This is a genomic window from Halomonas sp. C22, assembly GCF_007655045.1.
GTDB classification, from domain to species: Bacteria; Pseudomonadota; Gammaproteobacteria; order Pseudomonadales; family Halomonadaceae; genus Vreelandella; species Vreelandella hamiltonii.
The window spans coordinates 137,291-160,876 of record NZ_VBVC01000005.1; the positions used below are offsets into that span (position 1 = coordinate 137,291).

Consider the following 23,586-nt stretch of genomic DNA (forward strand, 5'->3'; position numbering starts at 1 on the left):
CTTGAATCAATAGTATAGAAACAAACGTCAAGAGATTTAAGACAAAATGGAAAAGTGCTAATTATTTGCACTAATCCGGTAGGTCCAGGGGGTTTCGGAGAGAATGCCCCGGGCGCCTGCCATGCTCATGGCCAGGTCGTGAAGCCCGGCCCAAAGCGGCACCGGCGATGCCCCTTTCACGGCCAGATCGAGCCGCTGGGCCATCAGCAACAGCTTGTGCAGCCGCTTCATGGGCAGCCGCTGGATGGCTTTCTGGTACGCCGGGCGGCGCTTGTCGAAAATCATCGGCTTCTGGCTTTTGCAGGCGTGCTCGAAGCTCTGCCCTTGATCCAGATGCTGATGCAACGAGAGCAGGGTGCGCAGCTCGCGGGTCAGTGCCCACAGCACGATAGGCGCTTCGACACCTTCGCTTTTCAGGCCATTGACGATGCGCGAGGCACGGCTGGGCTCCCCCTTCAGGCAGGCATCCGCCAGGTTGAAGACATCGAAACGCGAGCTGTCTTCCACGCCTTGGGCGATGCTCTCGACCCCCAGGCGGGCCTGGGACGGGTGCATCAGCGCCAGTTTCTGCAGCTCCTGATCGGCGGCCAGCAGGTTGCCTTCGGTGCGTTCGCCCAGCAGCCTGGCGGCGTCCAGGTCGAGCTGCAGGCCATGCAGGGCCGCCCGGTCACGCAGCCAGTAGCCCAGCCGCGAGGCATCGACCGGCCAGACCGGCACGAACAGACCGTGCTTTTCCAGCGCCTTGAACCAGGCCGACTTCTGCTGCTTGGCATCGACCTTGCCCATGCTGATCAACAGCAGGTCATCGCTGCCGTCCATCAGTTCGGCGTACTGGGCCAGCGCCTTGCTGCCATCCTGCCCCAGCTTGTGGTTGCCCAGGCGCAGCTCCAGCAACTTGTTGGATGCGAACAGCGACAGGTTGCTGGCCGTTTCCAGCAGCCGCCCCCAGGCAAAGTTGGGCTCCACATCGAGCACTTCGCGCTCTTCGATACCGGCCTGGCGCGCCGCTGCACGCACCGCATCGCAGGCGTCGCGGTGCTGCAACGGCTCGTCTCCTGCCACGATGACTGCCTTGGGCAGCTTCTTGGCCAGGGCTGCAGGCAGCTGGTCGGCAAATACCTTCACCGCAGCGCCTCGAGGTTGGCCAACCGCTCGACGATTCGCTGGGCCAGCTGGCGAGTCAGGGTCTGCTCGGCTTCCTGGAACAGCGTCTCGCGGTTCAGCAGGTCGTCATCGCTGACGCGAATTCGCGTGCTGGTACTCAGCGTGGCGTTGTTCAGAGCATAGGCATTGGTTTCCCGCTGCTGCACCGATAGCGACGTGCTCAGCGTCAGCTCATGCTCACGGCTGGCACGGCCATCGGTGCCGATGCGCCGCTCCTGAAGGGAAGGAGTGCCTAGGGTGACGCGCCAGGGCGCGCCGTTTTCCACCTCGGTGCCCAGCTGCTGCAGGCGGGTGCGCAGCTGTTGGGCGAGGGTGCTGTTGGCATCCCCCTCCAGGGCCAGCGGCGGCAGGTTGGGCATGGAGTCGGTGCCGCGCAGGCGGAACCCGCAGCCGCCCAGCAGCGCCACCGCACAGGCGGCGCTGCCAAGGGTCAGGAAATGACGTCGATTCATCCGCTCACCACGATGTTGACCAGCTTGCCCGGCACCACGATCACTTTACGGACCGTCTTGCCTTCCAGATGGCGCTGGACGTTGTCGCTCTCCATCGCCAGTTTCTCGATGGCGGCTTTGTCGGCGCTGGCCGGGGCTTCCAGGCGAGCGCGCAGTTTCCCGTTCACCTGTACCACCAGCTCGATGCTGTCGCGGGTGAGGGCGGCTTCATCCACCGCTGGCCACGGCGCTTCGATGGCAGGCTGGGTGTGGCCCAGCTGCTGCCACAACGTGTGGCACAGGTGCGGGGTGATCGGGGCCAGCAGCAGTACGCAGGCTTCCAGCGCTTCACGGCTCACCGCCAGGCCCAGCTCAGAGCTGTCGTCGAACTTGGCAACCGCGTTGGAAAGCTCCATCACGGCGGCAATGGCAGTGTTGAAGGTGGTGCGGCGGCCAATGTCGTCGCTGGCTTTCTTGATGGTCTCGTGGGTCTTGCGACGCAGCGCTTTCTGGTCGTCATTCAGCGCGTCCACGTTCAAGGTGCCGGGGGTGCCCGCCGCCAGATGCTCGGTAACCTGACGCCAGATCCGCTTCAGGAAGCGGTGCGCGCCTTCCACACCGGAATCGGACCACTCCAGCGACTGCTCGGGCGGGGCGGCAAACATCATGAACAGGCGCACGGTGTCGGCCCCGAACTTGTCGATCATCGACTGAGGATCGACGCCGTTGTTCTTCGACTTGGACATCTTCTCGATGCCGCCCATCTCCACCGGCTGGCCGTCGCTCATCAGCACGGCGCTCAGCGGGCGGCCTTTCTCGTCGCGCTGCACTTCCACATCGGCAGGGTTGAACCACTCCTTGCCGCCGTTATCCTTGATGCGGTAGAAGGTTTCGGCGATCACCATGCCCTGGGTAAGCAGCTGCTGGAACGGCTCGTCGGAATCGACCATGCCGAAATCGCGCAGCAGCTTGTGGAAGAAGCGGGCGTAGAGCAGGTGCAGAATGGCGTGCTCGATGCCGCCAATGTAGAGATCCACCGGCAGCCAGTAGTTGGCGCGCTCGTCCAGCATGGCCTCGTGGTTATCCGCACAGCAGAAGCGGGCGAAGTACCAGGAAGACTCCATGAAGGTATCGAAGGTGTCGGTTTCACGCACCCAGCCGTCGCCCAGCTCGGAGAACTCGGGCATTTTCTTCAGCGGCGAGCCAGAGGCATCCACGGTGACTTCCATGGGCAGGGCCACCGGCAGTTCATCATCGGAGAGCGGCACGGTCTGGCCTTCCGGGCCGTACTTCACCGGAATCGGCGCGCCCCAGTAGCGCTGGCGGGCAATGCCCCAGTCGCGCAGGCGGTAGTTGGTTTTCACCTCGCCACGGCCCAGCTCGGCCAGTTTGGCGGCAATGGCATCGAACGCCGCCTGGAACTCCAAACCGTCGAACTCACCGGAATTGATCAGCGTGCCGTGCTCGGTGTAAGCGCCTTCGGAGATATCCGGCGTGTTGCCGTGCTCGTCGGCGACCACCGGCTTCAGCTCGACGCCGTACTTGGTGGCAAACTCCCAGTCGCGCTGGTCGTGGGCGGGAACGGCCATCACCGCGCCGGTGCCGAACTCCATGAGCACGAAGTTGGCCACGAACACGGGCACTTCTTCACCGCTCAGCGGGTGGATGGCCTTGTGGCCGGTGGCCATGCCCAGCTTCTCCTTGGTGGCCATTTCCGCCTCGGAGGTGCCGCCCTTGGCGCACTCTTCGCAGAACGCAGCCATCTCGCTGCTTTGCTCGGCGGCCTGCTTGGCCAGCGGATGGCCAGCGGCCACGGCCACGTAGGTCACGCCCATCAGCGTGTCCGGGCGGGTGGTGTACACCGCCAGCGGCTCGCAGGCGCTGCCATCGGCAGCTTTGATCTCGAAGCTCAGCTCGACGCCACGGGATTTGCCGATCCAGTTGCGCTGCATGGTCTTGACCTGCTCGGGCCACTCGACGTTGTCCAGGTCCGCCAGCAGCTCATCGGCGTAGTCGGTGATCTTCAGGAACCACAGCGGGATCTCCTTGCGCTCTACCGGCGCACCGGAACGCCAGCCGCAGCCGTCGATGACCTGCTCGTTGGCCAGCACGGTCTGATCGACCGGGTCCCAGTTCACCGTGGACATCTTCTTGTAGACCAGCCCTTTCTCCACCAGCTTGGTGAAGAACCACTGCTCCCAGCGGTAGTAGCTGGTATCGCAGGTGGCGAATTCACGGCTCCAGTCGTAGGCAAACCCCAGTGCCTTCAACTGATTACGCATGTAATCGATGTTCTGGTAGGTCCACTTGGCGGGCGGCACCTGATTCTGGATGGCGGCATTTTCCGCCGGCATGCCGAAGGCATCCCACCCCATGGGCTGCATGACATTTTTGCCCTGCATGCGCTGGAAACGTGAGACAACGTCGCCGATAGTGTAATTACGCACGTGGCCCATGTGCAGCTTGCCGCTGGGGTAGGGGAACATGGATAGGCAGTAGAACTTCTCGCGGTTGGCGTCTTCTACGGCTTTGAAGCACTGGTGCTTTTCCCAGTACTGCTGAGCATCACGTTCGATATCACGGGGGCTGTAGTGTGCGTCCATCGGTGTTTTCAATGCCTTGGGGTCATTCGCCCAAAAAAAGGGCGCAAAGTGAATAGTGGATGACGACTGTCAGATAAGTAACGTCGATTGTATCCTATGCCGGTGTATCCTTGAACGGCTAGCCGATGATAGGCAGCACCTGTGGCAACAAAAGGAGAGGACCCATGGAAAAACATAACGATCATCGCCTTCGCGAAGGCTACGAGCGCCTGCTGGAACGCATGCAGGATGGCGCCAACGAACTCACCTGGGAAAACCTGCAAAAGGATTTGGACGACGCCGTTGCCTTTGAAGCCGAACTGGAAGAGTACACCAAGGACGAGCTAGCCCTGCTACGCGCCTGGGTAGAGCGCGACCTGAAAGACATGCGCTACTACATGGCCGATACCGGCAAGCAGGTAGCCAGCTGGCTGGGCATCGATCTGGACCGGCTCTCCCGCCGCGTGGCAGAGTCGCTGCTTTCCATTGCCGACCGCAGCATCGTCGAGCGGGAGCGCTTCGAAGACGACCTGGAAGCCGCCCGTGCCGACTACTGCGAAGGCGAAATCGCCGCGCCGGGCCTGATGGCCTGCACTCACTGCGACGCCCAGGTGATGCTCAACGAAGTCGCCCGGCTGGAGCCCTGCCACCAGTGCGGCCACCGCTACTTCTACCGCTTCCCCAACAAGATCATCGAAACCTGAGCCGTCTTACAGGCCCAACCAGGCGCTCAAGCCTGCTATCGCGCCCAGCGACAGCAGGCTCATGAGCGCCGCATAGGGCAGGTTGTTTTTCATCATCTGGTAGCCGCTGACCCCATAACGCCCCTGTAACGAGAGGTTGATACCGGAAAGCGGCCCCACGCTGGTACCCACCGCCCAGGCGCTCAGCCCCACGAACGCAAACAGGGTTTGCTCCGCACCGCTGAGGTTGAGCACCGAGGCCAGCACCGACACCCCAATGATCGGGTGCAGCCCCACCAGCGCGCTCAGGGCAATGGCTGCGAAGCTGGCCATGGCCTGAGGCGCGCCAAACCGCGCAAACAGCGTCCAGGCATCGCCTGCCGCTGCGGCCACCAGCGTGGAAAGCCCTACGGTCAGCAAGCCCGCCGCCAGAAACAGCGAAATCTCCCCGCGCATGGCCGGTAACCGCGTGACGGTGTGCTGACGCAAACGGCGCAGGGTAAAGCGCGGCCCCGCAGGCAAGTTGCTCAACAACGCCACGCCGGGAATCAGGAAGGTAATGATACTGACGATGCTCAGCGCAGGCGTCAGCCAAACATGGAACAGCATGACCAGCGCCGCCATGCCCGCAGGCATGAACAGGCTACGCGGCGACAGCGAAAAGCCATCCACCTCGCGCAAATCGAACCGCCGCCGTAGCTCCCAGGTGGTAAACAGCCCCGACAGCATGGCCAACGGAAACCCCACCACGGCAATCTGCGCGTACTGCACCTCTGGCGCCAGGGCGATGACCACCGCCATGGAGGCAAAAAACGGCGACCATAATGCCGCGCTGCTCAACCCCCGGTTCAACGCCAACAGCTGCGGCGTGTTCAACGGCCCGCGCCGGGCCAGCCGGTCGCCCACCATCAGCACCGTGGAAAGGTTCAGAATGGTGCCCAGAAAATGCACCCCCAGCCAGGTACGCAGCACGCCCGCCGCCCCCGTCAACCGCCTGCCCGGCGCACGCTTGTTGCCCTGGGTGCCGATCAGGGAAATAAAGCTCACCCCCACCAGCATGGTGGCCACGAACACATTGCCCTGGAGCATGGCAGGCCAATTCACCGCCGCCCCATACACCGTGTGCGCCACCACCAGCATCGCCGCCCCCAGCGCGCTCAACACCCCCGCCTGCCGCCGCGAACGCCGAGGAATATCCCGCCACAGCAACGCCACCGCCGCCCACAGCAGATAGCTCACCCCCTGCGCCGCCGCAAAAGCCCCGGTAAAGCCCACCACCTGCACCAACAGCCCCAGCAACAACAACCCACCCGCCACCCGCTGCCGCCTCGTCGTCTCTTGCATCGCACACCCTTACTGGTTGAGTTAGCAGGCTAAGCTGCTTTGCAAAAGAAGGCCAGCAGCAAGAGCGAGGGGACAGGTGAGACAGCAGATGCCGGGGATGCACCATGTGAGAGATGGCAGATTCGGGGGATAACAGATGTGAGGAATGACAGCGGTGCGAGCTGACATATGTGAGAGATCACAGTTGTCAGAGTTGGACGGTGTGGGGAAAAGGCAGGCGTGTCAGATGAGAGATGTGGGAGGACGCTTCAGCGCGCGACGATCAAGCCACCAACCCAACGATAATGCCTCCGACAACGATAACGCCACCAACAACGACAACGCCACCAACAACGACAATGCCACCAACAACGACAATGCCACCAACAACGACAACGCCACCAACCCCGTAGCGCGGCGTAACGAGCAAAGCGAGGCACCCGCGAAGCACCGCAACGCGGTGCCGATACAGCCACCCAAGCCAATCACAAAGCAAGAGTCCACTTCAGCCCGCAAAGATCAAACCACATAGCCAGCCAACCCCGTAGCGCGGCGTAACGAACGAAGTGAGGCACCCGCGAAGCACTGCAACGCAGTGCTGATGCAGCCACCCAAGCACGAAAAAATTTTCGCCAGATAGGTGACCTAAGCAGATTTTATGAATAGAGTATGATTAAACAGGCAAAACGAGCGGGCCGATAATAGAGAATATGTAGATTGGTCTAATAAAGTGGTATTTAAAAAAACAATAGGTTAGGTGGTTTTAGACTGCATGACATCAATGGCTGTGACCGCTTGGGGTTATGTGGTGGGCTATATAATCACACTGTTAGCGCTACAGGGAGAGTCATCGCAACTTAACTGGCTTGGAAGTACAGGTACACATTGAAGTGAGCGTTGCAATCTCGTTTAGGTTGGACATTTTCATTTCCGTTATTGCTGTGGTTTCAACAACGATGGAGGTAATTATGAAAAACTCATTCGCCGTTTTTTGTTTTGTGGCAAGTGTTTGGTGCGGAATTGCGTTCCTGCGGAGCCTGGTGGAAACTCCAACCCAAGCGAGAGATCGCGAACATGAATTTGTGTAGCCTGCCAAGAGTGAACGTGGAAGGTTCGATTCCTTCCCTCCGCACCAATCAACATAAGGGAACTTGAGCGTGTTAAACAGACTTTGGAGTGCGTGGAAAGCCCGTAAAAAATTCGCGTCCTATGCGGAAATGCCTACCACATTGGTCGCGTTTTTTGCTCTCAGTGGTTTTCTCGTGTCTGGCTTCTACGGTTTTTTTCTGGCAAAAGTAGTTCCCGAGTATTTGGAGGTTGCGAACAAAACGCCGCTTGATACTTGGGGAACTGCAGGGTGGCTACTCACTGCAATTCTCGGGGCGCTTGGGCTTACGACTTGGGTCTTTGGCGCAGTCGCGGTGCGTTGCAACACCATTCTCCGTGAGAAACTGTTCAAGTAGCGCTAACCCGGCGGTCCACGGGGCGCTGCGCGATAAAGCCGCGCAGCGTCCGGTGGCCTCTACGTTGGGCAGCCGGGCGTAGGCAGAGCGAGCGAGGACCCCGACCATGAACCTTTTCAAGGCAACAACGCAGCCGCTGAAGGAGCCCACAGTAGCCACCGTGGCGCCAACGCCCGCGAGCAGCACGATTGTGCCCGCCATCGACCTCCTGCGCGTCTTCTCCCCAGGCCAGTGGGAGGACTTCGCTCTGGAGTGGGCCCACAGCCTGAAGAGCCGGTACCAACGCGTTGAGCGCTGCGGCGGATCGGGTGACCTCGGCCGCGACGTTGTGGCATTCGTCTCCGACGACGAGTGGCACAACTACCAGTGCAAGCACTATAAGGACCCGCTGCAACCGAACCAGGTCGTCCTCGAGCTGGGGAAGCTCTGCTACTACGTTCACGAGAAGGCGTTTTCGGCCCCAACCGAGTACTACTTCGTGGCTCCCCAAGGGGCAGGGAACAGTCTGTCGCTGCTCTTAAAGAAGCCCGAGGAGCTCCGCGCACGGCTCATCAAGGACTGGGCGACAAAGTGCGAGGAGCACATCACCTCCACGAAGAAGGTACCGCTGACCGGCGAGCTCCTGGACTTCGTCGAGGGCTTTGACTTCAGCATCGTCAGCTACGTCCCACCGATGGATCTCATCGAGCAACATGCGTTGACGCGCTGGCATGCCGCTCGATTTCCAGGGGGCCTACCGCCTCGGCCGCCAACCGAAGTCCCGCACATCGACGAGGAGAAGTTCGGGAGCCCATACATCGGTCGACTCCTCGAGGCGTACTCCGATCACACCGGCGTGGCCCTGAGCGTCGCGGACTTGGCCGCGCACGAGCCTCTCCATCGTCATTTGCTGCGGAGTCGCGAGCGATTCTTTCATGCTGAATCACTCCGCAACTTCTCCCGCGACACCCTTCCACCTGGGCAATTCGAAGATCTTCAGGAGGAGTTCTTCGATGCAGTCATCGACACCGTGGAGGACATCAGCCACGCCGATGGGTTTCAGCGGGTGAAGGCCGCGACTGGAGTCGCGCAGCAGCTTGACCCGACGAACAACGCCCTGCGACAGGTGCTCGGGTTCAAAGACAAGGCTGGCATCTGCCACCAGCTCGCCGACAACGCTCGACTCAAGTGGGTTCCGTGATGGGCACGCCGGACGCGACAACATCATGGGTGTTCAACTCGCCAGTCGAGCTTGGGCTGCGCTCGCTGTGCGTCCTCGTTGAGCTCGACCCTTACCGCCACGACCTTCAGCGGCTCGTTCTGCTCGACTACCTGCTGGTCCACTCGGCCGACGTGGACGGAGGTCCTGAGAGCCTCCATCCTGCTGTGCCACAACGCGGAGCTGAGGTTCTCGTGCGACGTGCAGTGCTGGAACCTGGCCTTGCCCTGTACGCCAGGCGTGGTCTTGTCTCAGTGACGATGGACGCGAACGGTTTCAGCTACGGCGCGACGGATCGGGGTGGCTGCTTCCTAGACACGCTGCGCAGCAGGTATGTCGAAGCCATGCGGAGCCGCGCGAGCTGGATCGCGGCGAGCTTCGGGGAGTTGGAGACCAGCGAGATCACCCGATACGTCAGTACCGAGCTCGACCGATGGGGTGGGCAGTTCGCCGAGTATCGTGGGTCGGGGAGGACGCCATGACTAACGGGAGCGCTCGACGTGGGTTCGAGCTTCGGGAGCTACGTCTCTGTGGCCCTGGTCAGGTGCCCGGAAGTCTCGTCTTCGCGTCGGGGCTCAACGTCATCGAGGGGGCGTCGGACACGGGAAAATCGTACGCGCTGAGCTGTATCGACTTCGTGATGGGGGCTGGCACGCCTCCCGAGGAGATCCCGCAAGCGCGACTGTACGATGTCGCCTATCTCTGCATCCAAGCGGCGGACGGCCAGTGCTACACCCTGAAGCGTGCGCTCGTTGGCGGGAAGATCGGACTCTTTCGTGGGCGGATTGATGATGCACTCGGAGCCGATGACGAGTGGGAGGTACTGGGCGAGACCACCAACGCCAAGGAGTCTGTCTCCGGCTTCTTGCTTGGCCTGTGTGGCCTTGATGGCAGCCGAGTCCGCAAGAACGACAGCGGGACGACTCAGGAGGCCAGCTTCAGGGTACTATCCAAGGCCCTGCTCGTCGATGAAGAGCGAATCATCGCGAAACGCTCCCCCCTCTACGGTTCCCAGAACACCGGCAATACCGCCGCCGCAAGCACTATTCGGATGTTGCTAACGGGCGTCGATGACTCCGGCATCGTGCAGCCAGAAGATCCGAAGACGTCCGCGGGCCGGTTGGCCGGACGGAAGGAGGCGATTGAGGGTCTGCTCGAGCGTGATCAAGCCGCGCTCGACGAGCTCCTTGAGAACATGGATGTGACGCCCGAGGTGGTGGCCGAACTTGAAGCCAATCTGCGTGAGCTGGGCGAGCTGTCGAGCACGGCCTTGGCCGATCTACGCGCCGCTGAGTCGAAGCGAGGAAAGCTCGTGAACCAGCAACGCGAGCAACGCGGACGGTTGGATGAGCTCGACGGGATGCTCGCACGTGCTTCGTTGCTCGTCGCGCACTACGAGTCTGATCTGCTTCGGCTCGAGGCCATGGGAGAGTCTTCCTACCTTCTGCAGATGTACGGCGACAAGTCGTGCGACTACTGTGGCGCTGAACCAGAATATCAGCGGCATGCTGATACGCACGCCCCCGAGTCCACGCTCCAGGCCGCTCAGGCGGAAGCGGCCAAGGTCCAGCGTCTCCGAGCGGAACTTCGCGTTGCAGCGGACCAGCTGTCCACCGAGCAGCGTGTCTTGGCGGCGAGCCTGAGGGAGATCGATGCAGCGATCCAGGGGATCTCCGAAGAAATTGAGGTAGCCCTCGCACCGAAAGTTCGAGCCACGGCCAACGAACTCCGAGCGATCCAAGGCAGCTACGGAGCGTTCGTCAGGGTGGGGCAACTGCGCGCCCAGATCGGTTCGCTCAAGAGCCAAATGCTCGACCTGGATGCCACGCCTGACAAGGGGGAGAAGCTGAAGTTCATCAAGCTCACAGCGAACACCATGTCCGATGTGTGCTCGCGCATCAGGGCGCTCCTCATCGCATGGAGGGTGGCTGACGACATTACCGTGGCATTCGACGAGAAGAGCGCTGATCTCGTTGTGAATGGCCGGAAGCGAACGAGTCATGGCAAGGGCGTGCGTGCGATCATGTGCGCTGGCTATGTGATCGGACTGATGCAAGAGTTACTCGGGGAGAACACGGGGCACCCTGGCTTCGTCGTCCTGGATACCCCGTTGAACCCGTACAAGGAGGCCGACGCTGACGACGATGGTGAGGTCGCCACCTCGGTGAAGGATGCCTTCTATCGAAACCTCTGTTCGTCGAGCGCGCTTGGCCAGATGGTCGTCTTCGAGAACGTTGCTCCTCCTGCCGATGTGCAAGCGTCCTGCAACCACGTCCACTTCTCGAGGAGCTCTGCGGGACGGTACGGCTTCTTGCCGGTTTCCATGCGGCCGTAATGCGTAAGTCGGAGTGAACGCGAACCTATTGCCTCCGAAGATCCGAGAGATGCTGCCCAACAAGTCGTTCGAGCGGACGCGCTGGCGCGTGCCACTCAACTTTGACGTTAAGTTTAGGAAGTAACCTTTATGAGCCGAATCGAAATAAGGACAGAGGATGTTGAGCTGGCGAAAGACTTGCAATCGCTGGATATAGATGGGCTGGATATTGGGCGTAGAATCGCCACTTTTGATGGTGCAGATCCTGAATTGATGGCTGCAGCCAATCAGGTCGCCACATTCGTTATTAGCTCGGGTAGCACCATAGCGCTAAGCCTATTTTCGTCTTGGCTGTACGATCGCTTAAAGAGAAGTAAGAAAGAAAAAAACATCAAAATTAATGGTGTGAAGATATCCGGCAACAATGAAAATCTGAAGGTTGAAATTCATCACCATATTCATTTTCCGGACTCAAAAAGTGAGTGACTTGACAATCGCAGGCACAGCGACGTCTTTTTCGTTGCGGCTTCGCCTTCACTACAAAGCCGCGCGTGCTGGCGACGTTAAAAGAAATCAAGTATGAATATATTCCTCTTAAGACACGCAGAAACAGAAAAGAACCGTGATGTTGCGTTAGCAACAGGAAGCCGTGACTCGCTCACACAGCATGGCCACGATCAGGCACAAAGCATTACAGGAAGCCTCTTGGAATTGGAGGTCGAGTGCATTCTGTGCTCTCCTTATCCAAGAGCCCTGCAAACCATTCAACCTTTTGCTGAGGCTGCCAAAATAGAGATTGAGGTTCACCCTTGTTTAGCTGAGGGGCAGTTATTACTAACTGATGCTCCTGCCCGAGAGGAGCCCAAGTATTTCCGTCATGTGTCAGACCATGACGACCCCATGAAAATGAGTTACCAGGTGCATTCATGGAGCGTGTGTTACAGGCAAAAAAGCTAATCGACATCCAGCCTCACTCCAGGTAATTGGTGGTAACACACGGGCACATGCTTCGCGAATTAATAAACAACATGCTGGCTTTGCCCCATAAAACACGGTTCCCGCACGATAATTGTGGGCTAAGTCATGTATCGGTAGGTGACGTAAATATGGTCAGTTATATCAATCGACCAATTTTTTCTAACCAATGACTTCACGGCGACCGCCTTTCCGGCGCTGAGCGCCCACATGCTGGTGTGTAAGCCGAGCGTTTAGCGTAGAGGAGGAATCATGCATCAAGTAGCCACGCAATGGATCGTAGGGTTACTAAGAGATAGAAATATACCTTTCATAATTTGTGGTGGGCTTGCAGCGAAAGGCTATGGCGCTGAACGTGACCTGCATGATATCGACCTTTTTGTTCCTGGTGAGCACTTTTCATCAGTGGTACAGGCTGGTCAGGAATTTGTATCCAAAGCTGCCGCTCACCGCCAAGAGGAAGGGTGGGATCTCACCTACGTCCAATTCAAGTATGAAGGCATTAAAGTCGAGGTAGGCAACGCTGATGGTCCGAAGATATTTGATTCAGGCAACGAGCAGTGGGTGCCTCTCAATATAGATTTTTCTCGCTTTGATACCGTAAATTTGCTGGGTCTTGAGCTTCCTCTTATGCTGCGGGAAGATCTGATACGGTATAAATCTGCGCTCTCACGGCCGGTAGATATCGAGGATATCCGTGATATACGGCAGAGCGCATAATAAAACCATCCAACGGATGCCAAAGCCTCTGCTTTGCTCCAGTTTTGTCATCAGGGATGGCGGTGTTAGATGTCGGTGGCAGCATAGCCAAATAGGGATAGTTAAATGAAATTAAAAATTTTCCAAGTTGATGCTTTTACGGGCCATGTGTTTGGAGGCAATCCCGCTGCAGTATGCCCACTGGAAGCTTGGCTTGACGACTGCTTATTACAAGCCATTGCCGAAGAGAACAACCTCTCTGAAACAGCATTTTTTGTCGCTACAGGAGATGCTTTTGAGTTGCGGTGGTTTACGCCAGCAGAAGAGGTGGACTTGTGTGGTCATGCGACGCTTGCGGCCGCTCATGTTCTTTTTACCCATCTCGCCTACGCCGATCCGGAGGTGGTATTCCACACTCGAAGTGGACCCCTTATCGTCAAGCGTGTAGAACAAGGGTATTCCATGGATTTTCCCGCTACTCGGCCGGTTCCAATTGAGGCGCCACAAAAGCTTATCGAAGGGCTCGGGAAGAGGCCCAAGGAAGTGCTCGAAGCGTTTGATTATGTGGCAGTTTTTGAGTCGGAAGGTGATGTTGAGTCGTTAAAGCCAGACTTCTTGAAACTACATGAGCTCGGGTTGCGAGGAGTGATCGTCACTGCACCGGGGGACCAGGTGGATTTTGTAAGCCGCTGTTTCTTCCCCAAGCTGCGTGTAAATGAAGACCCCGTGACGGGATCTGCACATTGCGAGCTCGCTCCCTACTGGGCAAAGCATCTTGAGAAGAATCAGCTAAGTGCTGCCCAGCTTTCAAAGAGAGGAGGAAGAGTCGAATGCGAGGTAAAAGATGATCGAGTGTGCCTCGTAGGCGGTTGTGTAGATTTCATGATCGCGGAAGTTCACATTCCATAAATATAAAACTGGGCAAGTGGCACACCTGATGAACGCATGGGGGCTGGGGCTAAAAATAGCGTGATGTCGACACTATCTGATTGAGCATCACTGGGCTTCAGCCTCTGAATGCCGATATTAGCGTAACCCAGCTTGATGACAGATTGAGCCGAAAATACGGGCATGAGGCAGTAGAGGTAGCCTGGCACCGTACTTCCTACAGCGTCTTTATGCCCTTGGACTGCAATGAATGAGAGTAACGGGAGATTACGATGTAGTAGTCATATTCTTTCTTGCTTTCCTGCCGCAGTTTGTCGTGGAAGGTGCGGGCCCTGTAAGCGCTCGGCTGTTTTTGCACGGCACTATGATCACTGTCGTAGCGGCTGTTGTAGAGCCCCCTTTGGTCCTGGCGGGTGCCAAGTTAGGGGCATGCTTCAGGCAAAATCGTCGAGCGGGTTTATGGGTGGACCGTGGCCTTGGTGCCTTGTTCGTCGCTTTGGGTGCGCGCCTTGCGGCCAGCACGCGATAATGACGATGAACGGTATGGTCATCTGGTTTTCAACTATAGGGTCAGGCCATCCACTCAATGCAACATCTCTGCTTACATTGTGCATCTGGTGAGAGTAGGCGTCTGCATCACAGTGACAGGGGGGGAATGTGAAAAAAGTGCTAATGAGTGCCTGTCTTCTAGGGAAAAGTGTCCGGTACGACGGTGGTAGCCTACCGGTACATGATCAAATCGTGGCGCGGTGGATTTCTGAAGGCCGAGTGGTATCTGTTTGCCCAGAGGTGGAAGCAGGCATGAGTATTCCCAGAGTGCCTGCGGAAATCTTCGAGGGCTGTGGAAACAGTGTGTTAGACGGTGAGGCCGACGTCATGGAAAAAGGCGGCAACATTGTGACTGATAGTTTTATTGCTGGTGCGTCGGTGGCCCTGGAGCTGTGCAAAAGGTTTCATATTGAAATAGCCGTGCTGGCTGAGGCTAGCCCTTCCTGCGGCAGTTCATTCATCTACGACGGTCACTTCTCAGGAAATAGGAACCCTGGGATGGGGGTTACCGCTGCGCTGCTGCGCCGGCACGATATTCAGGTATTTAGCCAGCATGAAATCGAGGATGCCAATAAGGCACTTGACGCAACAAGCCACCTACCCACAAAGGAAGCGCATGCCCTACGAACTCGATAACCGTCTGGTCATTGGCGTTGCCTCCAGTGCGGTCTTTGATCTGAGCGAATCCGATGCCGTCTTTCGCCGCGAGGGGGAGGAGCAGTACCGCGAATATCAGGAAAAGAATCTTGAGGTTCCGCTCCCCAAGGGCATCGCGTTTCCGTTTATCAAGCGGCTGCTGGCGTTGAACGACTTGAGCCCCAGCCCGGAAGACCCGCTGGTGGAGGTGGTGCTGCTGTCACGCAACGACCCGGATACCGGCTTGCGCGTCATGAAAACCATCGAGCACTACGGGCTGGGCATTACCCGGGCGATCTTCATGCAGGGGCGTTCGCCCTATGAGTACATTCCCGCGTTGAACATTGCGCTATTTTTGTCTGGCCACAAGCCAGACGTGGAGGCCGCCATTGGCAGCGGGCACCCGGCGGGGCAGGTGCTGGATTCCATGTTTGACGACGATGAAGACGACCAGACACTGCGCATCGCTTTTGACTTTGATGGCGTGCTGGCGGGCGACGAATCCGAGTCGGTCATGCAGGCATCAGGTCTCACGGCTTTCCATGATCATGAAGTCAAGAACGTGATGCAGCCCCACCATCCTGGGCCACTGAAAGAGTTCCTGGTACGCATTTCAAGAATCCAGTCGGCGGAAGAAGCGTACAAACAGCGCCACCCGGAGTATGAAAACCGTATACGCGTTTCGATTGTTACCGCCCGCAATGCGCCTTCCCACGAACGCGCCTTGAAAACGCTGAAAAGCTGGGGTGTCATGGCCAACGATGCGTTCTTCCTGGGCGGCATCGAGAAGGGCAGGGTGCTGGGTGTGTTGAAGCCGCACATCTTCTTCGATGATCAGTCTGGTCATTTGCAGTCCGCCAGTGCGGTGGTGCCTTCTGTTCATATTCCGTTTGGTGTCACCAACCAGCCCAGGGCGAAGGCAGACGAGCCTGATGCCGGTAGCTGACCCTTTTCACTTTAGATGGTGGGAACCGACATGACCCTGATGACGCTCCTGTTATTCATACCTGCATGTTTTGCCCTGAACATGGCCCCCGGCCCCAACAACCTGCTCTCCATGGCGAATGCCAAGCGATACGGCATACGGGTGGCCTGCTATGCGGGGATGGGTCGGTTGGTGGCCTTTGTGGGCATGATTACATTGGCCGCTACCGGGTTGGCCACCGTGCTGCATACCTCCGAAAAGGTGTTTCTCTCCGTCAAAATCGCCGGTGTGCTGTACCTCCTCTGGCTGGCGTATCAGCTCTGGAACGCAGACCCAGCAGAAGGCGATAGCGAGGCGCTGGGCGGCAAGAATCTGCTTCAACTGGCGAGGCAGGAGTTCCTGCTGGCAGCGGGCAACCCCAAAGCCATCCTGATCTTTACCGCGTTCCTGCCCCAGTTTGTCGACCCTGCGGGTTCCGTAGGGCTTCAGTTCCTGATACTCGGGACGCTGTTTCTGATGCTGGAGTGGGTCGCCATCGCCGGTTACGCGTTCTTCGGCAAGGCATTGCGCCACTGGTTCTCGCGCCCCTCCATGCGGCGCCTGTTCAATCGAGTGTGTGCCGGGTTATTGGGAAGTGCGGGAGCAGGGCTGCTGTTGGCCCGCCGTGAGTGAAGGGGATCGAAATGACTGCCGATTGGGGGGAGAAACATGCCTGAAGTGTCGAGAGCGGTATTTCCTGATGATCTACACGCTGTGCTGGCTCTCTATCAAGAGTATATCGACAGCACGTCGGTGGACCTTTCTTTTCAAGGAAATGATCAGGAGTTCAGCCAGCTAGCTGAAAAGTACTCCTCTGAAGAGTCACAGATATTTCTGCTGAAAAAAGAGGGTGTGCCGGTGGGTTGCGCCGCTTTTCGGAAGCTGGACGCCCACACGTGTGAAATGAAACGGGTCTATATCCGACCTGGTGCCCGCGGCAACCAGTGGGGGGCCATGCTAATGGATAGAGTGCTGCAGGCGGCGAATGAGAGTGGCTACAAGAAAATCTGCCTGGATGTACTGCCCGAATTTACGGCAGCTTTGAAGCTATACAAGTCATATGGGTTTGTGGAGCATCCACCCGTCACGCATAACCCCGTGCCTGGAACGCATTTTCTGGGATTGGATTTAAAGAACTAGCGGCAATGGTCGCATTACCCGTGAGGATTCCACCCTTTTGATGGCTATTCCAACGATACCCAGTGAAGCGCAGCAGGCCCAGCAAGTAGCGAAAAAGGTGCTGGGTGAGTCGATTGTTGGTATTTACCTCTTTGGTTCTGCGGTAGTAGGCGGCTTAAAACCTGATAGCGACGTCGATATCCTTATTAGCGTTGCCCAGCCGCTGTGCCGCGAACAGAGGAAGGCATTGGCGGCCCAATTGATGAGTGTGTCCGGTGCGATCGGCAATATACATGGCATCAGGCCATTGGAGCTGACCGTGATAACGGTTTCAGGGGAGGCTCCCTGGCCATTTCCTCCGCAAGCGGAGTTTGTATATGGGGAATGGATGCGCGAGCAGTTCGAGGCGGGCAGTGTACCAGCCCCTGCCCGTGACCCTGACCTGGTCATCGTCTTGAAAAAAGTGAGGGAGCATGGCCTGGCGCTTCATGGCCCCAACGCTGCAGAGGTTATCCCCTCGATACCTATGGCTGATATCCGAGTGGCCATTCAACATGCCTTGCCCACTTTGTTGGCAGAATCGCAAGGGGATGAACGTAACGTGATTTTGACCCTGGCTCGCATGTGGCTCACAGCCTCTACCGGCACTATCGAGCCTAAAGATGTGGCTGCAGAGTGGGCGGAGAAGCGGGCTCCTTCAAGGTACGCAGCGCAATTGAAGTATGCGCGGGAAGGCTACCTGGGAATCGTCGATGATCAATGGCTAGACAGGCAAGAAGAGTTTGATGCACTGGTAGGCTATATGGAGCGCGCTATAACCTTGTCTTTATCGTAAAAAGCTTGGTAACGGTGTAGTAACCGCGAATCATCACGCAGTGTTGGCCCTATTAGCCGAGCCACGGGCTGCTCTTGGTGGCGCGCCGTGTGCGGCTTTGTTCGGGCACGATGCCAGGGGATTAAATTGACTGACTTGGAGATGGTAGCCAGCCAGTGCTAGTTATGGAAATGGAGTGCTGATATTGAATGGATTATTTTTCCCCGTGATTGAAACCGCGCGGTTGATACTTAAACCCTTGGCCATCAATGACTCGGATAGCCTGCTGGAAATCTTTTCTGATCATGAGGTCATGCGGTATTGGAACACTGCACCTTGGGCAACGATTCAGGACGCCATTGATTTCATTAATGGAAGTCATGAGTCGATGCGCCGTGAAGTGTCGCTGGTGCTCGGCGTGTATGTGAAGTCGACAGGTGAGTTGGCTGGCAAGTGCATGCTGTTCAGCTACGATCAAGCATCCAAACGGGCTGAAATCGGGTTTGGGTTGGGCCGTTCATGCTGGGGGCAGGGGTATATTCATGAGGCTGGCGAGGCGTTGATTCAGTACGGCTTCAACTCATTGGGGCTCCGGCGGATTGAAGCAGAGATTGACCCAGAGAACCAGGCGTCAGCGAAAGCACTAGGTAAGCTCGGGTTTTCTCAAGAGGGGCTGCTAAGGCAGCGCTGGGAAGTCAATGGCGTTGTCTCTGACTCGGCAATGTATGGGCGCTTGGTCAGTGATCTTCCCGCATAGCGGATGGCGGTGTCCGCCCGCTGGTGGAGCCTGGATGGCTGCCTACTTTTCTATTGGTGGCGCTGCCTCGCGGGTGCCTCGCTGATCGCTCGTTACCACGCGCTACGGGTGTATTACCTTGGGTAGCGGGTAGCATCGTCGTGAGGCGATGCACTCATATCACGCGCTTTCTCGCAGTATTTCAATGATCGTTTGCCTTAGCCAGTTGTGCCCGGCATCGCTTTCTCGCCGTGAGTGCCAGACCATGTCGTATGCAAATGGGTCGATGGGGTAAGGGGGCGCGAAGAGTTGCAGCGGTGAGTCTTCCAGAAATAGATCGAAGCTGCGCCGGGCGGCCGTCACGATCAGGTCGGTGTTGGCCACCACGCGGCTGGCGACGCCCCAGTGGGGCAAAGTGATGGCGACCCGGCGGGTGACGCCTTCGCGATGCAGTGCGTTCTCTATCTCGTTGCTTTCACTGCTGTGCATGGCCACCAGCACGTGGGGCCTCGAAAGCCACGCGGTTTTATCGAGGCTGCCTGTGCTGGGCAGTGTGTTTTTATCCGCCGCACAAACGAAGTGTTCGATGAAGAGCGTATGGGTGCGCAATTCATCGGAAAGGGGCGACGGGAACACGCCAAACGCCATGTCGATCTCTCCGTCATGGACCCCAGCCAGCATCGAGGCTCGGCTACCTTGCGCGACTTGCAGGTCGACCCCCGGGGCGTCGGCGCGCAAGCGCTGTACCAGGCGCGGCAGAATTACCCGAGAGCCATAGTCCGACATGGCCAGCCGAAACACCCGCTTTGCCTGGGCGGGGTCGAAGGCGGGCTGGTCGAGCAGTGCGCCGAGCTGATGCAGTGCTTCCGTCAATGCCGGTAGCAGCTCGCTGGCGCGAGAAGTGAGTTCCAGTTTGCCTGTTCGTCGCACCAGCAGCGGGTCGTCAAAGATGGCACGCAGGTGGGCGAGGGCATGGCTCACGGCGGGTTGGCTTTTATGTAAGCGGCGTGCCGCTCGCGAGACATGCTTTTCCACCAGTAGCGCGTGAAGGGTAACCAGCAGGTTGAGATCGATGCGTCTTAAATTATTCATGGCTCGAATAGTGGAAAATAAAAAATGGAATTTCAATTCTTGAAATGAATTATACAAGATAAAAGGCACCTTACAGATGTATCAGGAGCCTTGGCATGAACTCATCTTTCTGCGTAGTGGCACTGGCGGCGGTGGCGGTCATCGCGGGCGCTTTGGTGCCGTTTCAAGCAGGTAGCAACGCCGAATTGGGCCGAGCGTTGGGCCATCCTCTTTGGGCGACACTGGTCTCTCTGATGGTGAGTATTCTGGTCGTTATTCCCATTGCGCTGGCGATGCAGGCAGCGCCTCCTGTTATCAGGCACCTTCCCGCGTGGGCATGGCTGGGCGGCGTGGCAGGCGCTATCTATGTGTCGTCGGCGCTGATACTGGTGCCGCGAGTGGGAGCCACCAGCTTCATGGTGTGTGTGATTGCAGGGCAGTTGATCGCATCTCTGCTGCTGGATTACCACGGCTGGATGAACTTGCCTGTCAGAGAGCTCAGCATGGGGCGTGTGTTGGGAGTGGCGCTGGTGTTGGCGGGCATGGTGACGGTGCTGTGGTTCTCACCGACCAATACACCACCTCGACAAAGTGCTGGACAGGTGGTGACGGGCAACGTTTCCTCATGAAGCGGCTAGGCATTTTGGTTAACCTTTTCCATCCAATAGGTCCATCCAATAGGCGCTCGAACAGTCAAGGAGCGGCATCATGAACGGAGTAACGCTGCGTACAGCCCATGTTAATGAGCTGGGGGCGCTGGTAGCCATCGACGATGATGCGGGTCAGCTGTTCGTTCGTGCTGGGCTCGACATCGATATCGAGCAGGGGCATCCTTTTGTGGTATCCGAACAGCAGCGGTGGGCTCTTGCCATTGAACGCGGGCTTGCCCTGGTGGCCGCTGACACTGGCAATAGGCCTGTCGGTTTCATGATCCTCGGTGACGTTGATGGAGAGCCTTATCTGGATCAACTTTCCGTACGCACGGGCCATATGCAGCAAGGGATAGGTAGCATGCTGGTTCATCACGCTATTTCATGGAGCGCTCATCGGCCCCTCTGGCTTACCACCTATGCGCATTTGCCCTGGAATAAGCCCTTCTACGAGAAACATGGTTTTGTGAAGCATCCGGAAGAAGAGTGCGGTGCAGAGCTCTGCGCTATCTTGCGAGAACAGCGGGCAGCGCTTCCCGACCCGATGCAGCGAATTGCCATGGTGCGCCGTTGCCCGTAGTGTCAGGCAACCTACCCATGTCGAACGAACGCCTTCTTTCTTCAGGAGCCTATGGATAATCGGCATATCGTGATATTCGATGGTGTATGCAATTTCTGCAACGGCGCGGTGAATTTCATCATCCAGCGAGATCCAGAGGGCGTCTTTGCCTTCACCCCGATGCAGAGTGAGTTGGCCCAGGAGCTGACGGAGCGCTTCGACGTTCCTGATGTGGGCACGGACACCCTGGTGCTGATCAAGAAGGGTGAGTGTTATGTGCTCTCGGATGCTGCCCTTGAGATCGCCAAAGACCTGAAAGGGCCTTGGCGGCTGTGCTATGTATTCAAGAGGGTGCCCAGGCCGATCAGGGACGCGGCTTATAAACTATTCGCGCGGCATCGCTATCGGCTCTTCGGTAAGAAAAATGCCTGTATGGTGCCGTCAGCAAAGGTGAAGTCGCGGTTTGTGGGGGGCGATACCTGATCCGTGAGGCGGGTTGCTTACCTTTTCTCTCGGTGGCACGGCCTCGCGGGTGCCTCGCTACTCGCTCGTTACCACGCGCTACAATGTCATTCTTTGCCTGCTGTGTCAGTAGAAAGCAAACCTGTGTCTAGGCACTCACACCATAAGGAAACGGTCACTCATGCCTACCGCCATCGTTCTTGGTGCCACTGGCGCCATTGGGCAACACCTCGTGACGCAGCTTTCCCAGCGCGATGAGGTGGAGAGCGTCATTGTCGTGACCCGCCGCGAGCTGGATGTTGCCCGTGAATTTCCCCACGCTAACGCTTCCAGGCTTCAGCCTGCGCTGCTGGATTTCGAACGGTTGGAAGCTGAGGTTGCCGAACGGGTGCCCGCTGGGGCCATGGCGTTTGTAGCGCTGGGCACCACGAAAAAGCAGGCAGGGAGTAAAGCGGCGTTTCGTCGCGTGGATCATGGGTTGGTGCTGGCGTTTGCCCGTGCCTGCAAAGCGGCGGGGGTGAGCCGGTTGGCCGTGGTGACGACGCACGGTGCCAATGCTCGCTCGTCGATATTTTATAACCGCGTGAAAGGCGAAGTGGAGCGGGATATTCAGGCGCTGGGGTTGCCCTGTGTGTTCTTTGCTCGGCCCTCGCTGTTGTTGGGGCGGCCGCAGGATGGACGCTTGGCAGAGACGTGGGCGAGCGCGGTGCTGGCACCCGCAGTGCGGTGGCTACCGCTTACCCTGAGGCCTATTTCGGTAGAGGCCGTGGCAGCGGGCATGGTCAAGGTGGCGCTGGAGGAGGTCACGCCCTCCATCGTGCAAAGTAATGCGGCCCTGCATCGCTTGAGCATGGGTAGCTAGTCAGGCTTTCGGCTTGCAGCAAGCAGTGTAGGCAGGTTGTGTTCGATCCAATCGGTTAGCGCTTCGATGTGCTGCCCCAGCTCTTTGCCTGGCGACGTTAATGAATACTCCACATGCGGCGGCACAACGGGACGCGCATAGCGTGCGACCAGGCCATCTTCTTCCAGTTGCTGAAGCGTTTGTGCCAGCATTTTCTCACTGACTCCCTCGATCTTGCGACGCAGTTCGCTGAAGCGGTGGGTGCCTTTCATCAACACCAGCAGCACTAAAACCCCCCACTGGCTGGTCACGTGTTTCAAAATCTGCCGCGATGGGCAGGCTTTTGCGAGTACTTCGCCACGGCGCATGGCATTGGCGAGTGCTCCATGGCTGGCGCTTTGAGAAGGGGGCGTTGGGTGACGGGTCATGGTACTTACCTTTTTGTGCGTACTTACTAAAAGTTAGTTTAAAGGGTACGCTTCGTTTCACCAACCATTGCAGATGAATGAGGGTGAAAACATGATCGTAGTAACGGGTGCTACCGGACAGCTAGGCCGCTTGGTGATTGATGCGCTATTGAAGCGCGTGCCTGCCGAGCACATTGTGGCCGCCGTGCGGAATGTGGAAAAAGCCCAGCCGCTGGCCGAGCTAGGCGTACACGTACGTCAAGCCAATTACGATGACCCTGACAGCTGGCAAGCGGCTTTGCAAGGGGCCGAGAAGGTGCTGCTGATCTCGTCTAGCGAGATTGGCCAGCGTGTCAATCAGCATCGGGCGGTCATCGAGGCTGCGAAGCATCAGGGCGTGGCACTATTGGCGTATACCAGCCTACTGCATGCCGATTCGTCGCCGCTTGGTCTAGCGCAGGAGCACCGTGAGACCGAGGCACTGATTCATGCCTCTGGTGTTCCTTATGTGCTGCTGCGCAACGGCTGGTACACCGAAAATTATACGCAGGGAGCTCCTGGGGCGGTCGCCCAGGGTGCCTTGTTTGGCTGTGCCGACGAGGGGCGGATTGCCTCGGCTGGGCGGGCTGATTACGCCGAAGCAGCGGCCATCGTGCTGGCCAGCGATCAGCACAGGGAGCCCGTGTATGAGTTGGCTGGTGACAGCGCGTATACGCTGGGCGAGCTGGCAGCCGTTATCGCGCGGCAAAGCGGGCAGCGCGTCGATTACGTCAACGTGAGTGAGGCCGACTACGTAAGTGCTTTGCAGCAGGCGGGGCTGCCGAAGGAGTTCGCTAGCGTATTGGCAGACGCCGATAGGGGAGTGGCCAAGGGGGCCCTGTTGGATGAGGGCCGTCAGTTGAGCCAGTTGCTGGGTAGGCCCACGCTGACGCTGGAGGAGGCTGTCAAACAGGCGCTGTCGTAATCGCGGGGATGTGTATGACGAACATGATAGCGTTGTCTACATAGCCGCCAAACCGAGGGCATGTCTTGCAAGCCGTTGGCCCTCATCCCATCAC

At 58.1% G+C, this 23,586-nt stretch carries 27 protein-coding genes and 1 tRNA gene; 22 read left to right on the forward strand and 6 right to left on the reverse strand.

Annotation, left to right across the window (positions count from 1 at the left end):
- Nucleotides 1-57 precede the first annotated feature (57 nt).
- From holA to leuS, 3 genes are read right to left on the reverse strand one after another with little or no spacing between them, the layout of a single operon-like run.
- Nucleotides 58-1,125, reverse strand: coding sequence for a DNA polymerase III subunit delta (gene holA, locus FEU76_RS11665; protein WP_144983165.1), 1,068 nt, complete (start codon nt 1,123-1,125; stop codon nt 58-60).
- The gene (locus tag FEU76_RS11670) at nt 1,122-1,616 is read right to left on the reverse strand and encodes an LPS-assembly lipoprotein LptE (protein WP_096922839.1); all 495 of its coding nucleotides are present in this window, start codon (nt 1,614-1,616) and stop codon (nt 1,122-1,124) included. The genes holA and FEU76_RS11670 overlap by 4 nt, the downstream gene beginning before the upstream one ends.
- Entirely contained in the window at nt 1,613-4,198 is a 2,586-nt protein-coding gene (leuS, locus tag FEU76_RS11675; RefSeq protein ID WP_144983168.1) for a leucine--tRNA ligase, read from the reverse strand. The genes FEU76_RS11670 and leuS overlap by 4 nt, the downstream gene beginning before the upstream one ends.
- 164 nt (nt 4,199-4,362) lie before the next feature.
- Between leuS and FEU76_RS11680 the strand changes: the two genes are divergently transcribed.
- A complete protein-coding gene (locus FEU76_RS11680) occupies nt 4,363-4,881 on the forward strand; it encodes a zinc ribbon-containing protein (RefSeq protein WP_039179834.1) in 519 nt (172 codons plus the stop codon).
- 6 nt (nt 4,882-4,887) lie between these two features.
- Here the strand turns inward: FEU76_RS11680 and FEU76_RS11685 are convergent, their stop codons facing one another.
- On the reverse strand, nt 4,888-6,204 hold the full coding sequence (locus FEU76_RS11685) for a hypothetical protein (RefSeq protein WP_144983171.1): 1,317 nt from the start codon (nt 6,202-6,204) through the stop codon (nt 4,888-4,890).
- A 226-nt stretch (nt 6,205-6,430) separates the two neighbouring features.
- Between FEU76_RS11685 and FEU76_RS18595 the strand changes: the two genes are divergently transcribed.
- The 16 genes from FEU76_RS18595 to FEU76_RS11765 all read left to right on the forward strand — a co-directional run bounded on the left by FEU76_RS18595 (nt 6,431) and on the right by FEU76_RS11765 (nt 18,559).
- Nucleotides 6,431-6,715 (forward strand): hypothetical protein, encoded by a 285-nt coding sequence (locus FEU76_RS18595; RefSeq protein WP_186299142.1) that lies wholly within the window; start codon nt 6,431-6,433, stop codon nt 6,713-6,715.
- Nucleotides 6,716-7,213: 498 nt separating this feature from the next.
- Nucleotides 7,214-7,318 (forward strand) — tRNA-Gly (locus FEU76_RS18600).
- 22 nt (nt 7,319-7,340) lie between these two features.
- Entirely contained in the window at nt 7,341-7,646 is a 306-nt protein-coding gene (locus FEU76_RS11690) for a hypothetical protein (protein ID WP_144983174.1), read from the forward strand.
- A 106-nt stretch (nt 7,647-7,752) separates the two neighbouring features.
- On the forward strand, nt 7,753-8,826 hold the full coding sequence (locus FEU76_RS11695; protein ID WP_144983177.1) for an ABC-three component system protein: 1,074 nt from the start codon (nt 7,753-7,755) through the stop codon (nt 8,824-8,826).
- Nucleotides 8,826-9,326 (forward strand): ABC-three component system middle component 2, encoded by a 501-nt coding sequence (locus FEU76_RS11700; protein ID WP_144983180.1) that lies wholly within the window; start codon nt 8,826-8,828, stop codon nt 9,324-9,326. The genes FEU76_RS11695 and FEU76_RS11700 overlap by 1 nt, the downstream gene beginning before the upstream one ends.
- On the forward strand, nt 9,323-11,179 hold the full coding sequence (locus FEU76_RS11705; RefSeq protein WP_144983183.1) for a hypothetical protein: 1,857 nt from the start codon (nt 9,323-9,325) through the stop codon (nt 11,177-11,179). The genes FEU76_RS11700 and FEU76_RS11705 overlap by 4 nt, the downstream gene beginning before the upstream one ends.
- A gap of 129 nt (nt 11,180-11,308) precedes the next feature.
- Nucleotides 11,309-11,644, forward strand: a complete 336-nt coding sequence (locus tag FEU76_RS11710) for a hypothetical protein (RefSeq protein WP_144983186.1) — start codon at nt 11,309-11,311, stop codon at nt 11,642-11,644.
- A gap of 93 nt (nt 11,645-11,737) precedes the next feature.
- On the forward strand, nt 11,738-12,115 hold the full coding sequence (locus FEU76_RS11715; protein ID WP_144983189.1) for a histidine phosphatase family protein: 378 nt from the start codon (nt 11,738-11,740) through the stop codon (nt 12,113-12,115).
- A gap of 270 nt (nt 12,116-12,385) precedes the next feature.
- Nucleotides 12,386-12,853 (forward strand): nucleotidyltransferase, encoded by a 468-nt coding sequence (locus tag FEU76_RS11725; protein WP_144983195.1) that lies wholly within the window; start codon nt 12,386-12,388, stop codon nt 12,851-12,853.
- Nucleotides 12,854-12,958: 105 nt separating this feature from the next.
- Nucleotides 12,959-13,741, forward strand: coding sequence for a PhzF family phenazine biosynthesis protein (locus FEU76_RS11730; RefSeq protein WP_144983198.1), 783 nt, complete (start codon nt 12,959-12,961; stop codon nt 13,739-13,741).
- Between the two features lie 651 nt (nt 13,742-14,392).
- The gene (locus tag FEU76_RS11740) at nt 14,393-14,905 is read left to right on the forward strand and encodes a DUF523 domain-containing protein (RefSeq protein ID WP_144983358.1); all 513 of its coding nucleotides are present in this window, start codon (nt 14,393-14,395) and stop codon (nt 14,903-14,905) included.
- Nucleotides 14,886-15,851 carry a 5'-nucleotidase gene (locus tag FEU76_RS11745; protein WP_144983201.1) on the forward strand — a complete coding sequence of 322 codons (966 nt, stop codon included), beginning with the start codon at nt 14,886-14,888 and terminating at the stop codon, nt 15,849-15,851. Before FEU76_RS11740 ends, FEU76_RS11745 begins: the two co-directional genes overlap by 20 nt.
- A 30-nt stretch (nt 15,852-15,881) precedes the next feature.
- Complete coding sequence (locus FEU76_RS11750; protein ID WP_144983204.1) at nt 15,882-16,502, forward strand: LysE family translocator; 621 nt, start codon at nt 15,882-15,884, stop codon at nt 16,500-16,502.
- 36 nt (nt 16,503-16,538) lie between these two features.
- Nucleotides 16,539-17,009, forward strand: coding sequence for a GNAT family N-acetyltransferase (locus tag FEU76_RS11755; RefSeq protein ID WP_096922850.1), 471 nt, complete (start codon nt 16,539-16,541; stop codon nt 17,007-17,009).
- Nucleotides 17,010-17,049: 40 nt separating this feature from the next.
- Nucleotides 17,050-17,823: an aminoglycoside adenylyltransferase family protein gene (locus tag FEU76_RS11760; RefSeq protein WP_096922851.1), complete on the forward strand. Its 774-nt coding sequence runs from the start codon at nt 17,050-17,052 to the stop codon at nt 17,821-17,823.
- 175 nt (nt 17,824-17,998) lie between these two features.
- On the forward strand, nt 17,999-18,559 hold the full coding sequence (locus FEU76_RS11765; protein WP_096922852.1) for a GNAT family N-acetyltransferase: 561 nt from the start codon (nt 17,999-18,001) through the stop codon (nt 18,557-18,559).
- Nucleotides 18,560-18,718: 159 nt separating this feature from the next.
- Here the strand turns inward: FEU76_RS11765 and FEU76_RS11770 are convergent, their stop codons facing one another.
- Entirely contained in the window at nt 18,719-19,630 is a 912-nt protein-coding gene (locus tag FEU76_RS11770) for a LysR family transcriptional regulator (RefSeq protein WP_096922853.1), read from the reverse strand.
- 95 nt (nt 19,631-19,725) lie between these two features.
- Between FEU76_RS11770 and FEU76_RS11775 the strand changes: the two genes are divergently transcribed.
- The 4 genes from FEU76_RS11775 (at nt 19,726) to FEU76_RS11790 (ending at nt 22,142) form a co-directional block, all read left to right on the forward strand.
- Nucleotides 19,726-20,238 (forward strand): DMT family transporter, encoded by a 513-nt coding sequence (locus FEU76_RS11775; protein ID WP_144983207.1) that lies wholly within the window; start codon nt 19,726-19,728, stop codon nt 20,236-20,238.
- A 79-nt stretch (nt 20,239-20,317) separates the two neighbouring features.
- Complete coding sequence (locus FEU76_RS11780) at nt 20,318-20,839, forward strand: GNAT family N-acetyltransferase (RefSeq protein WP_144983210.1); 522 nt, start codon at nt 20,318-20,320, stop codon at nt 20,837-20,839.
- A 51-nt stretch (nt 20,840-20,890) separates the two neighbouring features.
- A complete protein-coding gene (locus FEU76_RS11785) occupies nt 20,891-21,301 on the forward strand; it encodes a thiol-disulfide oxidoreductase DCC family protein (RefSeq protein WP_144983213.1) in 411 nt (136 codons plus the stop codon).
- A 160-nt stretch (nt 21,302-21,461) separates the two neighbouring features.
- Entirely contained in the window at nt 21,462-22,142 is a 681-nt protein-coding gene (locus tag FEU76_RS11790) for an NAD(P)H-binding protein (RefSeq protein ID WP_144983216.1), read from the forward strand.
- Here the strand turns inward: FEU76_RS11790 and FEU76_RS11795 are convergent.
- Nucleotides 22,139-22,549 (reverse strand): winged helix-turn-helix transcriptional regulator, encoded by a 411-nt coding sequence (locus FEU76_RS11795; protein WP_144983219.1) that lies wholly within the window; start codon nt 22,547-22,549, stop codon nt 22,139-22,141. The two genes, FEU76_RS11790 and FEU76_RS11795, sit on opposite strands and share 4 nt — an antisense overlap.
- A 91-nt stretch (nt 22,550-22,640) precedes the next feature.
- On the opposite strand from FEU76_RS11795, the gene FEU76_RS11800 reads away from it, so the two are divergent.
- On the forward strand, nt 22,641-23,492 hold the full coding sequence (locus FEU76_RS11800; RefSeq protein ID WP_144983222.1) for an SDR family oxidoreductase: 852 nt from the start codon (nt 22,641-22,643) through the stop codon (nt 23,490-23,492).
- Nucleotides 23,493-23,586 lie beyond the last annotated feature (94 nt).

What these genes read in the sequence shown, in the direction of transcription:
- FEU76_RS11670 (WP_096922839.1), bottom strand. Translation starts at nt 1,616, where the DNA reads ATGAATCGACGTCATTTCCTGACCCTTGGCAGCGCCGCCTGTGCGGTG.
- leuS (WP_144983168.1), bottom strand. Translation starts at nt 4,198, where the DNA reads ATGGACGCACACTACAGCCCCCGTGATATCGAACGTGATGCTCAGCAG.
- FEU76_RS11680 (WP_039179834.1), top strand. Translation starts at nt 4,363, where the DNA reads ATGGAAAAACATAACGATCATCGCCTTCGCGAAGGCTACGAGCGCCTG.
- FEU76_RS11685 (WP_144983171.1), bottom strand. Translation starts at nt 6,204, where the DNA reads ATGCAAGAGACGACGAGGCGGCAGCGGGTGGCGGGTGGGTTGTTGTTG.
- FEU76_RS18595 (WP_186299142.1), top strand. Translation starts at nt 6,431, where the DNA reads ATGAGAGATGTGGGAGGACGCTTCAGCGCGCGACGATCAAGCCACCAA.
- FEU76_RS11695 (WP_144983177.1), top strand. Translation starts at nt 7,753, where the DNA reads ATGAACCTTTTCAAGGCAACAACGCAGCCGCTGAAGGAGCCCACAGTA.
- FEU76_RS11700 (WP_144983180.1), top strand. Translation starts at nt 8,826, where the DNA reads ATGGGCACGCCGGACGCGACAACATCATGGGTGTTCAACTCGCCAGTC.
- FEU76_RS11705 (WP_144983183.1), top strand. Translation starts at nt 9,323, where the DNA reads ATGACTAACGGGAGCGCTCGACGTGGGTTCGAGCTTCGGGAGCTACGT.
- FEU76_RS11710 (WP_144983186.1), top strand. Translation starts at nt 11,309, where the DNA reads ATGAGCCGAATCGAAATAAGGACAGAGGATGTTGAGCTGGCGAAAGAC.
- FEU76_RS11715 (WP_144983189.1), top strand. Translation starts at nt 11,738, where the DNA reads ATGAATATATTCCTCTTAAGACACGCAGAAACAGAAAAGAACCGTGAT.
- FEU76_RS11725 (WP_144983195.1), top strand. Translation starts at nt 12,386, where the DNA reads ATGCATCAAGTAGCCACGCAATGGATCGTAGGGTTACTAAGAGATAGA.
- FEU76_RS11730 (WP_144983198.1), top strand. Translation starts at nt 12,959, where the DNA reads ATGAAATTAAAAATTTTCCAAGTTGATGCTTTTACGGGCCATGTGTTT.
- FEU76_RS11740 (WP_144983358.1), top strand. Translation starts at nt 14,393, where the DNA reads ATGAGTGCCTGTCTTCTAGGGAAAAGTGTCCGGTACGACGGTGGTAGC.
- FEU76_RS11745 (WP_144983201.1), top strand. Translation starts at nt 14,886, where the DNA reads ATGCCCTACGAACTCGATAACCGTCTGGTCATTGGCGTTGCCTCCAGT.
- FEU76_RS11750 (WP_144983204.1), top strand. Translation starts at nt 15,882, where the DNA reads ATGACCCTGATGACGCTCCTGTTATTCATACCTGCATGTTTTGCCCTG.
- FEU76_RS11755 (WP_096922850.1), top strand. Translation starts at nt 16,539, where the DNA reads ATGCCTGAAGTGTCGAGAGCGGTATTTCCTGATGATCTACACGCTGTG.
- FEU76_RS11760 (WP_096922851.1), top strand. Translation starts at nt 17,050, where the DNA reads ATGGCTATTCCAACGATACCCAGTGAAGCGCAGCAGGCCCAGCAAGTA.
- FEU76_RS11770 (WP_096922853.1), bottom strand. Translation starts at nt 19,630, where the DNA reads ATGAATAATTTAAGACGCATCGATCTCAACCTGCTGGTTACCCTTCAC.
- FEU76_RS11775 (WP_144983207.1), top strand. Translation starts at nt 19,726, where the DNA reads ATGAACTCATCTTTCTGCGTAGTGGCACTGGCGGCGGTGGCGGTCATC.
- FEU76_RS11780 (WP_144983210.1), top strand. Translation starts at nt 20,318, where the DNA reads ATGAACGGAGTAACGCTGCGTACAGCCCATGTTAATGAGCTGGGGGCG.
- FEU76_RS11785 (WP_144983213.1), top strand. Translation starts at nt 20,891, where the DNA reads ATGGATAATCGGCATATCGTGATATTCGATGGTGTATGCAATTTCTGC.
- FEU76_RS11790 (WP_144983216.1), top strand. Translation starts at nt 21,462, where the DNA reads ATGCCTACCGCCATCGTTCTTGGTGCCACTGGCGCCATTGGGCAACAC.
- FEU76_RS11795 (WP_144983219.1), bottom strand. Translation starts at nt 22,549, where the DNA reads ATGACCCGTCACCCAACGCCCCCTTCTCAAAGCGCCAGCCATGGAGCA.
- FEU76_RS11800 (WP_144983222.1), top strand. Translation starts at nt 22,641, where the DNA reads ATGATCGTAGTAACGGGTGCTACCGGACAGCTAGGCCGCTTGGTGATT.